The organism is Flavihumibacter sp. CACIAM 22H1, assembly GCF_001601815.1.
GTDB lineage: Bacteria > Bacteroidota > Bacteroidia > Chitinophagales > Chitinophagaceae > Flavihumibacter.
This window is the reverse complement of record NZ_LUKG01000101.1, coordinates 1-12,546: the sequence shown is the minus strand read 5'-3', so window position 1 is coordinate 12,546 and position 12,546 is coordinate 1. Positions and strand designations below refer to the sequence as shown.

General features: G+C 45.3%; 10 protein-coding genes. 1 reads left to right on the top strand and 9 read right to left on the bottom strand.

Going from position 1 to position 12,546, the window contains the following annotated elements; genetic code table 11:
- Window positions 1–50: 50 nt before the first annotated feature.
- The 5 genes from A1D16_RS19415 to A1D16_RS19395 all read right to left on the bottom strand — a co-directional run bounded on the left by A1D16_RS19415 (window position 51) and on the right by A1D16_RS19395 (window position 5,807).
- Complete coding sequence (locus A1D16_RS19415; protein ID WP_290712613.1) at window positions 51–1,184, bottom strand: glycosyltransferase; 1,134 nt, start codon at window positions 1,182–1,184, stop codon at window positions 51–53.
- 1 nt (window position 1,185) lies between these two features.
- A complete protein-coding gene (locus A1D16_RS19410; RefSeq protein WP_290712612.1) occupies window positions 1,186–3,543 on the bottom strand; it encodes a polysaccharide biosynthesis tyrosine autokinase in 2,358 nt (785 codons plus the stop codon).
- 8 nt (window positions 3,544–3,551) lie between these two features.
- The gene (locus A1D16_RS19405) at window positions 3,552–4,352 is read right to left on the bottom strand and encodes a polysaccharide biosynthesis/export family protein (protein ID WP_290712610.1); all 801 of its coding nucleotides are present in this window, start codon (window positions 4,350–4,352) and stop codon (window positions 3,552–3,554) included.
- Window positions 4,353–4,407: 55 nt separating this feature from the next.
- Entirely contained in the window at window positions 4,408–4,908 is a 501-nt protein-coding gene (locus tag A1D16_RS19400) for a UpxY family transcription antiterminator (protein ID WP_290712608.1), read from the bottom strand.
- Between the two features lie 326 nt (window positions 4,909–5,234).
- Entirely contained in the window at window positions 5,235–5,807 is a 573-nt protein-coding gene (locus tag A1D16_RS19395) for an acyltransferase (protein WP_290712606.1), read from the bottom strand.
- Window positions 5,808–5,855: 48 nt separating this feature from the next.
- Between A1D16_RS19395 and A1D16_RS19390 the strand changes: the two genes are divergently transcribed.
- A complete protein-coding gene (locus A1D16_RS19390; protein WP_290712604.1) occupies window positions 5,856–7,031 on the top strand; it encodes a heparan-alpha-glucosaminide N-acetyltransferase domain-containing protein in 1,176 nt (391 codons plus the stop codon).
- 8 nt (window positions 7,032–7,039) lie between these two features.
- Here A1D16_RS19390 and A1D16_RS19385 read toward each other — a convergent pair whose 3' ends face one another.
- The 4 genes from A1D16_RS19385 to A1D16_RS19370 all read right to left on the bottom strand — a co-directional run.
- Window positions 7,040–8,077 (bottom strand): phosphotransferase, encoded by a 1,038-nt coding sequence (locus A1D16_RS19385; protein WP_290712602.1) that lies wholly within the window; start codon window positions 8,075–8,077, stop codon window positions 7,040–7,042.
- Window positions 8,078–8,147: 70 nt separating this feature from the next.
- Window positions 8,148–9,584, bottom strand: coding sequence for a c-type cytochrome domain-containing protein (locus tag A1D16_RS19380; protein WP_290712600.1), 1,437 nt, complete (start codon window positions 9,582–9,584; stop codon window positions 8,148–8,150).
- Between the two features lie 50 nt (window positions 9,585–9,634).
- Entirely contained in the window at window positions 9,635–11,176 is a 1,542-nt protein-coding gene (locus A1D16_RS19375) for a DUF1501 domain-containing protein (RefSeq protein WP_290712598.1), read from the bottom strand.
- 20 nt (window positions 11,177–11,196) lie between these two features.
- On the bottom strand, window positions 11,197–12,546 hold a 1,350-nt coding region (locus A1D16_RS19370), incomplete at its 5' end, for a DUF1553 domain-containing protein (protein WP_290712596.1).

The following is a 12,546-nucleotide window of genomic DNA, read 5'->3' as shown; positions in this document are numbered from 1 at the left end:
GGCTAGGCCCGTCCATTTTGCACTGGTAAATACCGTATTTCTGATGCCCACTAATAGATAGGTTTTGAATTCTTAACAGCTTCTTCAATAGAAGAATAAATACGTGAAATATGTTTTTCGAGGGTAAAATGTTCACGTATTCTTTGCCTGGACAATTCGCCCATATTTTTGGCAACTGTCGGATTTTCCAGAATTTTCATCATATTGCCAGCCATTGCATCAATATCGTGTTCAGCACATAGATAACCGGTTTTTCCATCCAGGATCACATCCGGAATTCCTGCATGAAGAGTTGCTACAACCGGTAATGCCGCAGCTGCAGACTCCAGTACCGCTACAGGTGTTCCTTCTGAGTCGCCATCAGATGCCGTAACGGAATGTTGTACAAAAGCAGTTACCTCCTGCATTAAGGCAGCAATTTTATCAGGGGACTGCACCCCATGAAATTGAATTGCCTCCGAAATGCCCAGGCTGGCAGCAAGTTCCACACAGGTATCGAGTAATGGACCTGCTCCCACCATATGCAATTTTGTGCCAGGATATTTTTGCACCACCTGGTAAAAAGCTTTAATGGTATTATCCGGCGCTTTTTTTTCAACAAACCTGCCAATGGCCAGGAATGCCCGACGCGAATAATCCGGTTCCACCTTAAAATATATATCGGAAGGGCCATAGGTATTCAAAACCATTTTTTCATCCGGACAACCCAAGTCAGCTACTACTTTTTTCATGTGCTTTGAAACTACAAAAACTGCACTTGCGTAAGAAAACATGGATAAATAGGAACTGCGTAGAGGATTCACCACTAACCGGTTAGTGGCATCGTACCCATGAAAATGAACCAGTAAAGGTAGCTTGGCGGCTTTGCATACCTTTTGCAGGGCAGCTCCGGTCATACCATATTCAGCCAGTACTGCCTGCACATTATTAGATACCAGATAAGTATAAACGGCTTTTTCCTGTGGGTCCAGTGAATTAGGCAAAATAAATCGCCATAGCCTTTTTTTCAAACGGTTTAACCGGTTTAAAGAATAATGAAGCTTTTTGTCTTCCGAAGCAACCGGCAAATAACCGCCATATAAAAACAGGATTTTTGCTGGCAATTTAGACTTATGAAATTCTATAAAGGTTTCGGAGTATTGTTGCTGATTGGGAGATACAATTGCCAGGTTTATCAATGCCATATCAGGTACGTTTGGTATTTTTTTTCCAGAATCCCGGTTTATTGTTTCCATCCTGATTAAAATAAACTTCCAGGTTTCTCTTATGCCCGTAACCATATCCATACCCATATCCATAACCGGCTGATTCTTTAACATCATTCAGTATAACGGACAGATTAGGCAGTTTTTTCTCTTCTTTGAGCTTACTAATGAATTCCAAAGATTTTTTAACCGTATATCCCTGGCGAAGGATAAATACGGTTGCATCCGCAAATTTACCAAGAGTAATACTATCACTAACAACACCAACGGGTGCTGAATCAATAATTATAACGTCGAAATTCTGACGTGCCCACTGAAACAACTCGTTCATTCTGGGAAGCAACATTAACTCCGCCGGATTAGGCGGAATTGCACCACAGGGGAATACATAAAGATTCTCCATTTCCTTAACCCGATGAATCAGCTCCTCTGCTTTTTCATTTGTGATCAGGAAAGAAGTTAATCCCATCCTCGTAGAAAGGCCAAGATTGGAAGCAATTTTCGGCTTCCGAATATCAAATTCAAGAATAAGCGTTCTCTTACCCGCCAACGCAAATGCGGCAGCCACATTCGTACTGATAAACGACTTGCCTTCACCACTCATAGAAGAAGTAATCAATATAACAGGTGTTTCTACATTCGCAAGCAGATAGGTCATATTGGTCCTGATCGTCCTGAACTGCTCAGTAATAAAGGTTCTGTTCTGAAGCGTAACAAGCAGCGGATTGGGATCTTCCGACCTGGATACCTCTCCACTGATCGGAACATCAACAGCACGTTCAATATCGCTGCGGAATTTAATTTTATCGTTCAGCAGATTAATAATTGCTATAATAAAAATTGGCAATGCCAAACCAGCAAGAAGAAATTTAATTATTACTGAGTTAGGAAGTGGTGAAATCAGTTCAGCTCGGATGGTGGCTCTTTCCAGAATACTTGCATTCGGTAAAACTGCCGCCGATCCGATTGCAACTTCTTCTTTTTTGGATAAAAGGAACAAGTAGAGCTCTTCCTTAATTTTTTGCTGCCTTTCTATATTTAACAACTCTCTTGCCTGGCCAGGAATACCCAATGCTTTATTGCGAGACTGATTATATTCCCGGCTTAATTGGTTTGCAGTAATATTATAAGAACTCTCTACACTTTTTAATGCTTCAAGAATGTCTTTCCGAAGTTTTTCAATACTTGCTGTCAGATCAACTACCAGGTGATTTAACTCCGTAGTTGATTTAAGTAAAGTGGTTCGTTTTAATTGAAGATCATTGTAAGCAGTTATCAAAGGCCCCAGCGTTGGCTCATCTACACCAAGGTTAACTGGTACAGTATTTGCCGAATTTTCTTCCTTGGAAATATACTGGTACAACCATAAAAGAATTTGCTTTTTCCCCTGCACTTCCGATATTCTGCTATCCAACTCCTTCATACTATTGGCGTATAAAGTTGATTGTTCGGAAGGAGACAAAGATTCGTTTCTTTCCTGATAGCGCTGTATGGCTCCTTCCACTCCGGAAAGTTCTGACTTTAAAGAATCGAGGCGCTCTTCAATAAAATCTATTGTTCCTTTGGCAATGCTACTTTTATCTTCGACAGTAAGACGGCGATATTCATTCATCACCGCATTTACAACATCCGCGGCAAGTTGTTTATCCATTGACTTAAACGAAACACCAATGATATTGCCCATATCCGTAACAAGTTTTACGTTCAGGTCAGGCACAATCATTTCGGTTGCCAGATCAAGCGGATATACACTCACCTTGTACTCCATCGTTTCAAAACTAGAAAGTACTTTATTTACAAGAGAAAGCCTGAATACACCCTGCGGGCCGTAGGTAAAGGTTTCTCCAAACTTTATTACTTCTCCATTATTGAGTTTAAAACTGGCGCTGTCAAGAATTGTAATATTAAGAATATAAGGAATCGAATCTTTTTTTCCAATAAGGTCTAGCTGCAACGGGTTGTCTTTGTACAAAAGAGCTGACCTTACTTTTCCAATTCCTTCATATACAACATTAAGATGCAGTTTTTCCACCACCCGCTGTACAAAAGACGTTGATTTCAGAATAGCCATTTCATTGGTCAGATTCGGGCCAGCGTCTACCAGGAAAAGCCGGTTAAATTTATCATCACCGGAGTTTATCGGGTTTTCACTTTTTATGATCATTTGCCCATTGGCAGAAAACACATCTGGTGTATAGCGCAGGTAAAGGAATGCACCCAACAGGCTGATACACACAGATAGAATCAGCCATGGCAGGTATTTTAAATTCCGTTGAACCAGCTCCAACGGGGAGGCCTCGGACTTATTATTATAAAACTGATCCGTATTCAATTCCATATACTGTATTAACGCCTGATAAGAGATATTATTAATACCAATACGGAAACAATGCTGCTGCCGATGGTTACATTGCGAAGTAATACCTGTTCGTTTCCGGTAGGTTTTCGGCGAGAAGGCTCAATATAAACCATGTCATTAGACTGCAGGTAATAAAAATCAGAAGTATAAACACTCGAATTCCGTAAATCGATCCGGTGGGCAGTTCTTTTTCCATCTTTTTCCCGGACCAGCAATACATTGTCCCTACGCCCAAATGCTGTAAAATCACCCGCAAACCCTATAGCATCAAAAATAGACACTCTATTATCTGGCAGTTCAATAACGCCTGGCCTTGTAACTTCTCCTAATACGGTAACCCGTTGATTCGCAAAACGTATAATAACAAAAGGGTTCTTAAGGTAAGGGAGAAGTTTCGTTTTCAATTGTTCCGCCAGTGCCAATCGGGTTTCTCCTTCTGCCTTAATTGAACCGAGGGTATGAAGCTGTATCAAACCTTGCTGATCAACCAGGTAACCTCTACCCAGCGTGTTTAACTGGGTACCGGTTGCGTTGGCAACACCCGCACTGCCCCCTGTTTGTGGCTGATTGAATACTTCAGTAGCTTCCTTATTATCGCTATAAATCATAATTGTCAGCAGGTCGCCTTTTTTAATAAGCGGTTCGGGAAGCTTAATAGCGAATTCACCAGCCGAATCAATTCCCTGCACCAACAAACGATTTTCATGATTTTTTTTCGATGCGCCGCAGGCAACCAATAAAAAAAGCACAGCAACCGTAGCTGCACTCCAATAAAGCTTTTTCAGCATGTAGAATTCATTATATATCAAAAATTAACAACTCTTCTAACCGGGAGTTCCAGAATTATTTCACCGCCACTTTTTCCTTATCCATAAAAGCTACCAGCCTGCATCCCAGGCTTTCAATAAGCACTTCCACTCTTTTCTTATCAGTAGATACTACCACACCCTGTTGTTCCATGAATACACCGGAGGTGATCACTACTTTATCGCCCGGGCGCGGGTCGGGCATTTGTTCCACCTGAACATCCTGGTACTCATTCAGGAACCGTTTGATTTTATCTATTTCATCCTCCCGAACCTCGGCTGGTTTACCCAGCCAGTAGACAAAATTCACAACGCCGTCGACAAAACGCACATTTGCCTTCTCTTCGTCTGCAATCCTTACAAAAACATAACTTTTAAAAAGAGGTTCTTCTACAGTTTTATAGCGATCGCTCCATTTTTTTCGCACTTTATTTAAAGGGCAATAAGACTGAAAGCCCTTTTGAGCCAGCAGATCATGTACTTTTTTTTCCCATCTTGGCTTGGTATACACTGCATACCAGCTAATCTTTTTGCTCATACCATCCCTGATTTCATTTGGTGCAATATAGGCATAGCTTCGCCTCCTCAGTCCCATCTGACCGAATTTTTATACCCTGCCATCAGCCCGGGCCCGGTTAACACCTGCCGCTTACCGGCTGCCTGCAATTACCAGGGTCCCTTCACCTGTAAAAAACAAAAAAAGCAAGGGAAATACGCATAGCGCCCTCCTTTGCTTCAATACGATTGCCTCCTACCAAAATGACCCTAAGAAAGGTCAGCAATTTATTCACAGGTTGTATTTTAAAGGGTCTAGTACTGGTGATGGGTACTTCACCAATTATTAACAAATATAGGGGAAAACTACTATTGGTCGGGGGGCTGAGGAGCGCTATTCCCTTCTTTATCAACCCATCCGGTTTGTTTTGCCGGGTTCCCGAGCACCTTGGCAAAGGGCAGCACATCCTTGGTTACCACCGCTCCAGCACCAATTATGGAAAAAGCACCAATTCTAATGCCACACAAAATGGTAGCATTCGCGCCAATACTTGCGCCCCGCTCTACCAGGGTTGGCCGAAATTCATGTTTACGTTCAATAAATGCACGCGGGTTAATAACATTGGTAAAAACTACCGATGGGCCGATAAAAACCTCTTCCTGCAACTGAACTCCATTATAAAGCGAGACGTTGTTCTGAATTTTGCACCCCCTTCCAACCGATACGTTGTTGTCGACGAATACATTTTGGCCTAAAATACAGTTTTCAGCCACCCGGGCTCCCGCCATCAAATGGCAAAAATGCCAGATCCGGGTACCAGCACCAATTTCAGCACCGGCATCAATGATTGCAGTGGGGTGAATCATTGACGCAGGCAGATTGCCGGCAGAACCAGTTCCGCTGCCGGCCTTATTGGAAATGTCTGCAGATGTTTTTTCCATGTGGTGGATTTTAACAAATATGCTAATTTCCGATTTAAATTGACTGCATTGACAACTATCGCCCAACCAGCTGGCAATTCCGGTCAGCGCTTTTTTTCTTTGGATGTTTTTCGGGGAGCAACAGTCGCTTTTATGATCCTGGTTAATAATCAGCCAGGCGCCTCCTATGCCCCCCTGCATCATGCAAAATGGCATGGGTGTACCCCTACTGACCTGGTATTCCCCTTTTTCCTTTTTGCTGTAGGAAATGCCCTCGCCTTTGTGCAGCCAAAGCTGGAAGCAATGGATCGGTCAGCAGCCATCTGGAAAATCGTAAAACGCGGACTTCTGATCTTTTTGATTGGGCTCCTGCTGAACTGGTTTCCCTTTGTGAAATGGGAAAACAATGAACTAGTCGGTAAGTCTTTTGAAACTTTGCGCATTTTTGGGGTATTGCAGCGGATTGCACTTGCGTACCTGTTCGGCGCACTGATCATTTATCTGTTTAAGGCCAGGGTTTCTTTTTTGATTGCAGCGTTATTGCTCCTGGGCTATTGGGTGCTTACAGTTATGGCAGGGGATGCTGCCGATCCGTATAGCCTCGAAGGCTTCTGGGGAACCGGGCTTGACCGCGCAATTCTGGGCGAGCAGCACATGTATAAAGGCGAAGGGGTTGCTTTTGATCCCGAAGGAATTGCCAGCACTATTCCCTCCATTGCACAGGTTATCCTCGGTTTTCTGGTAGGTGATTATATCCGTCAGAAAGGGAAAAATGCCGATATGGTGGCCAACCTTTTTGTAGCCGGTGTAGTGCTTTGGCTGGCAGGCATGGCATGGGGACTTAGTTTTCCAATTAACAAAAAAATCTGGACCAGCTCCTATGTTTTATATACGGTTGGATTAGCTACCCTGGTTTTGGCTACCCTAATACAGCTGATCGAGTTCAGGGGCTGGAAGGGCTTAGTACCGAACTTTTTTGACGCCTTTGGGAAAAACCCCCTGTTCATTTATGTACTGAGTGGAGTAATTCCCAAACTGATGTGGCTGATCCGCATCCCCAATGGCGTTGCTGTTACCGGCGAGCCTCAGTTCACCAATCCGCTTACCTGGTTTTTTGAGGCTGTCTGCAAACCAATCAGCAACCGGCCCGAAAATGCGGCGCTGCTCTACTCCTTATCGCTCGTCTTTCTGCTATGGCTTATTGCCTGGTATATGAATAAACGCCGCTGGTATGTCAGGGTTTGATTACTGTATCAACCGGGTAGAGCCCGATCGGGCGCAGGCGCCCCCTTGCTGTAAAGAAGGTCATATCGCCTAATAAGTCCGTTGATAAAGCGCTTTAGGTAATCTTCACTGAGAAAAGTATTGGACCAGTTTTCAAATCGCTGGCACTGTATTCCAAGGTAGAAAATAAACAGGGCCAGCCCAAGTTGTGGCAGGAGCTTTCGTTCTATTGCGGGAATTTCCAAAACCGACTGGTAGCCCTCGAGGAAGGCTTGCAGATTGGGTTCATAAAGCGCTGCCTCGTACCGCTCACTGTTATGGACCTGCATACTATAAAAAGCCAGATCAAGCCCTGGCCAGCCATTGCCACAAAAATCAAAATCGAAAAGAATCAATTGCTGATCAGCGGTAATAACAAAGTTCTCAAACCAGATGTCCAGGTGCACCACCCCATTCCTAAGAAAAGGGGCTGCTTCGCTCAATTCATGCTCCAGGCGACTGGCCAGTTCCTTCAGATAGTTCATTTCTTCAGCTTCTGCCGATAAATAAAGCGCAATGGTTTGGAAAGGCTGGTGCAGTAAACGCGCCAGGTCATAGTGTTCCCGCTCAATTTTTTTACCCTTGGTCAGTTCATGAAAACGCGCCATTACCCTGCCGGCTTCGCGATGCACTTCCATGGGATACCGGTGCACTTTACTTCCTTCTGCAAAGGAAAACAGCAAGCCAAATCGCTGCCCCTCCGGTGCCCAAACAGGCACTATAAACGAACCGTTTTTGGCGGGAAGGGGATAGGAAACAGGAAGCCCTCCTTCTTTCAGTTCCTGGATAAGACCGATTTCTGCAAGAATTTCCGATTGGCTCCGCCAGTTCAGACTATATACCCGGAATACAAATTTCAGCGATGCCGGTTGTGTTGCGTTATCCTTGATTTCTACGGAATAGGTATGATTAATACCGGCTCTTAAAAGCCGGCATGTAACAGTGCCTTCCCAGCCATAAGCAGCTTTTAAAAATTCCCCCAACGGCCCGGCAGCTAAAATAGAGGAACTAACCATCATGCTTTGCATGCTCCAAAACTAACGCAAATTCATCGGTTGGTTGCTTCGGGTGGGGTTGCGCCCCACCGATAAGCGTAGATCACTTCACCAATGAGGTATCGCCGGGTAATAGTGGAAGCCGGTAATTACCGGTATCGATTTGTACTGCGGGAAATGCCTGTTGCAATCTTGTCCAATCGGCAGCGGAAAAACCGGCTTTATACAAAAACAGTTGACGAAGTTCGGGGAGCTTACCCAGCTTTTGCAATCCATCTATTGTTACCTGTGAACCAACCAGGTTAAGCCAATGCAAGGCTTTCAGGTTTTGCAGGTTTACAATCCATTCGTCGGAAAGATTTGAATTGCTCAACTGCAAGCGGGTAAGATTGCTGAGTTTTCCGATGACGGCATAGGAAGCCGCACTTAATTGCACCTCATCCATTTTTAGCCAGATCAACTGCGGTTTCAACTGTTCCAGCAAAGCAATGGTAGTATCCGGAATTTCTTTTCCGGCGGTAACAAAATTTACCGATAGATAAGCCGAAGAACGGTTTACCGGCAATACCACCACACCCTGCTCTTTCAAACGATGTACAATGGCAGCATCAGCGGGCTGCACAGGCTTTTCAGGAATAGAAGCTGCCAGGGTAAACACCGGCGCGATGCCAGCTCCCCCGCTTTTTTTTACACTGGTACCCTTGGCCGAATCAGTGCCGGCTCCCTGCGAGGCAAGTTGAAGTTCCTGAAGCATCTGTTTATCCTGTTCTGTTTGAGGCAGGGCGTTTATTTTCTGCGAAAAATCGGCGCCTGCCTGTACCCACCACTGCAGAAACTGAATCTCCGTACCGGTTAACTGGGCCTGCGAAATGGGTGGCATATGTTTTTTAGCATCGGAAGGAAGCAGTAAACGCTTGATCAATTCACTGTTTTCCAGGTCCTTTGCTTTTACTGCAAGTCCGTCTTCACCACCTTTCAATATAAAAGATGGTTCATCGAGCCGTAATTTCCCCTTTTGCTTGGAAGCACCATGGCAACTAACACATCTTGCTTCAAATATTGGCTGTACCAAATCGGTGTAAACGTGTGCAGACTGAATATCGGCAATCGGAGACAGGGTAGGCTTTACCTGACCGCTTCCGAATGACAGGTAATCTTCTCCATGCGTCAATGAACCCCCCATATGCCCTGTAACGGTTATAGCAGCCAATAGCAGGGCCGTTATCAGGTTGGTGGCTGTTTCCTTCTTACGCTGTACCGCCCAGAACATGCCAAGTGAAAGCAGGGTAGTACCAATGCCCATCCACTGGTGCCATCCCAGGAGCGATTCAGGATAATCTGCTGTTCCGGATAAAGCCAATCCGGTAATGCAGGCAAATAAGGCGCTGAGCATACCCAGGATTAATATAACCGGAACAGACAACCGAAGATAGGACCAGGTGGTTCGTTTACCCAGCCATTGGAATAAGATTGCAAGGATCAAAAAACCTATAGGAAGATGTACCAGTACCGGATGAAAGCGACCAAAAAAATCAAGCATGAGGGCGAAAGTGAATAGTGAAAAAAGGGAACTTATTATAGGGTTGAATATTACGCTATTATTTCCTCGATAACCCTTCCTCCCACATCTGTAAGCCGGAATGGACGACCCTGGAAAGGATAGGTAAACGCTTCGTGGTTAAATCCTAATTGGTGTAAAATAGTTGCCTGAATATCAAAAGCCTCCACTTTACCGCTGATGGGGCTATAACCAATTTCATCCGTTTCTCCGTAGCTGAAGCCTTTTTTTATACCTCCACCTGCCATCCAGATCGTAAATGCATCTGTATGATGGTCTCTTCCTTTAAATGGATTTTGAACACCGTTCCTGTTTTCCATCATTGGTGTACGACCAAATTCCCCTCCCCAAACCACCAGGGTTTCATCCAGTAAACCGCGTTGTTTAAGGTCTAGTAAAAGAGCCGTCATGGCCTTATCTACGCTGCGGTATTTATTAATGATACCAAGGTTTAACGAGTTTCCTGCATGATCGCCATGGGCATCCCAGCCCCAGTCGAACAACTGCACATAACGAACCCCTTTCTCCACCAGTTTTCTAGCCAGCAAAGCATTATTGGCAAAACAGGATTTACCTGGCTTGGTACCATACATTTCATGAATATATGCGGGCTCGTCATTGATATTCATTACGTCCGGCGCGGTAATTTGCATCCGGTAGGCCATTTCATATTGTGAAATCCGGCTTAATGTTTCGGGATCTTTATATTCTTCATAAGAAGCTGCGTTAGCCTGGTTGATGGCATCAATGCTGGCTTTTCTCAGATCCCGGCTCATGCCATGCGGATCTTTTATAAACAGCACCGGATCGCCCTCGCTTCTGCATTGTACGCCCTGGTAAACCGATGGCAAAAAGCCACTTCCCCAAACACTTTTACCTGCATCCGGAAAACTTCCGCCACTGGTAAGCACTACAAACCCGGGAAGATTCTGATTTTCCGTTCCCAGTCCATAGGTTACCCAGGATCCCATGGAGGGGCGTCCGAGACGGGCCGATCCTGTATGCAGCAGCAACTGGGCGGGTGCATGGTTAAACTGATCGGTGGTTACTGCTTTCAGAAAGCTTACTTCGTCGGCCATGCCTGCAAAATGCGGTAGGTGATCACTGATCCAGGCGCCAGATTGGCCACGTTGCTGAAAACTAGCCTGTGGCCCCAGCATTTTAGGAACCCCGGTTATAAAAGCAAATTGTTTACCGGCAAGCAAACTAGGCGGACAATCCTGTCCGTCCATTTTCATTAATTCCGGCTTAAAATCGAACAGTTCAAGCTGCGAGGGTGCGCCGGCCATGTGTAGGTAGATAACACTTTTTGCACGGGCTGCAAATGGAGGTGCTTTTGCCAATAAGGGCCGGGCCGGATCAAATTCCTGTAAGGGATCCTTCGCGCTATTTGCCGCCTCCCGGGCCATTTTATCAATTGCGGACTGACCGCAACTGCCTAGAAGTGTGCCCATGGCCAAGGCACCCAGGCCCATTGCGCTTTCTTTAAGAAAATGTCGCCGGGTATGCACCTGCAAATAAGCTGTTTCAGCTTCTTTTGCCAATCGTTTTGCATGCAATTCATCTCTTGTCATAGGTTCAATTTTACCTGCACTTAATTTTTTACGATGACTTCATCCATATTCAGCAAAGCATTCGCTACAATAATCATGGCGCCTTTGTGTGCGAGAGTTGCCGGAGATTTTTTATTGGCGGGGATTTTTTCCCTGTTTTTTCCAGCATTCATTTCCTGTTTGCCTAAAAATTCAGCCAATTGTTCGGGGTTTGCCTCAAATTCCTTTCGCGCTTTTGAATACAGTGAGGTCATTGCTCCCAACTGTTCTTTGTTTATTTCTTTAAAGAGCAATTGCCGCCAACCCCATTTCACCATCTCCTCAACTCCCCCTTCAGCTCTTTCCACCTCGTCTCCCTTTCCACCTCTTTCCATCTCTTCACCCTTGCCCCCCATCATCCTCTCCGCAAAATGCCTGGCCAAGTCAATATAAACCGAATCATTAAGGGTTACCAGTGCCTGCAGCGGAGTATTGGTACGTATTCTCCGGGCATTGCAAACCACCCGTTGAGCCCCGTCAAAATTCATCATACTGGGGTAGGGAGAAGAGCGTTTCCAATACGTATACACTGCTCTGCGGTATTGATCTTCACCCTCACTATTCACCCAACAGGCACCGTTGTAAGGCGATAACCAGATGCCATCTGGTTGCCAGGGCATTACGCCGGGGCCATACATTTTACTACTGAGTTTACCGCTAACCTGGAGGTGCTGATCCCTGATTTGTTCTGCCGTTAACCGAACCCTTGGTCCGCGGGCATAGTATTTATTGGCAGCATCTTTTTCAAGCTGTTCGGGCTGTACGCGGCTATCCTGCTGGTAGGTGGCGCTGAGCACCATTTCTTTCAGCATTTTTTTTATGCTCCATTTGTAGTCGTGCACCAGTTTCCAGGATAACTCGTCCAGCAGTTCCCGGTGGGTGGGATTTGCTCCCTGCGTACCCATATCCTCCAGTGTCTCCACCAAACCGGTACCAAAAAGTTGTTCCCAGAGCCTGTTAACAAGGGTTCTGGATACCAGTGGGTTGCGCGGATTGGTCATCCAATTGGCCAGTTCAAGCCGATCGGAGGGCAATTCATTTTCCTTCAGTTGCATATTTTTTACCAGAGAGGCGGGCACTGCAGGTTGTACTTCCGCGCCCAGTGTTAGACGGTTTCCTCTTTCAAAAACATGGGTTTTACGATAGAGATTAGCAGGGTTTGGGTAAAGTATCGGAATTCCCGGAACATTCGCTGTAAGCAGTTTCCAATAACGCTGGTAAGCCTGTTCGTAACCCGGCTGTCCTTTACCCGGAAATGCCGGCACAAAGGATAACCAGTTAAAGGTGATGGTGAAATCATCTTTTTCAGCGGGCTTGGAAGGTCTTTCGAACTGGATATACACATCATGAAT

What these genes read in the sequence shown, in the direction of transcription:
- A1D16_RS19400 (WP_290712608.1), bottom strand. Translation starts at nt 4,908, where the DNA reads ATGAGCAAAAAGATTAGCTGGTATGCAGTGTATACCAAGCCAAGATGG.
- A1D16_RS19375 (WP_290712598.1), bottom strand. Translation starts at nt 11,176, where the DNA reads ATGACAAGAGATGAATTGCATGCAAAACGATTGGCAAAAGAAGCTGAA.
- A1D16_RS19380 (WP_290712600.1), bottom strand. Translation starts at nt 9,584, where the DNA reads ATGCTTGATTTTTTTGGTCGCTTTCATCCGGTACTGGTACATCTTCCT.
- A1D16_RS19395 (WP_290712606.1), bottom strand. Translation starts at nt 5,807, where the DNA reads ATGGAAAAAACATCTGCAGACATTTCCAATAAGGCCGGCAGCGGAACT.
- A1D16_RS19405 (WP_290712610.1), bottom strand. Translation starts at nt 4,352, where the DNA reads ATGCTGAAAAAGCTTTATTGGAGTGCAGCTACGGTTGCTGTGCTTTTT.
- A1D16_RS19410 (WP_290712612.1), bottom strand. Translation starts at nt 3,543, where the DNA reads ATGGAATTGAATACGGATCAGTTTTATAATAATAAGTCCGAGGCCTCC.
- A1D16_RS19415 (WP_290712613.1), bottom strand. Translation starts at nt 1,184, where the DNA reads ATGGCATTGATAAACCTGGCAATTGTATCTCCCAATCAGCAACAATAC.
- A1D16_RS19385 (WP_290712602.1), bottom strand. Translation starts at nt 8,077, where the DNA reads ATGCAAAGCATGATGGTTAGTTCCTCTATTTTAGCTGCCGGGCCGTTG.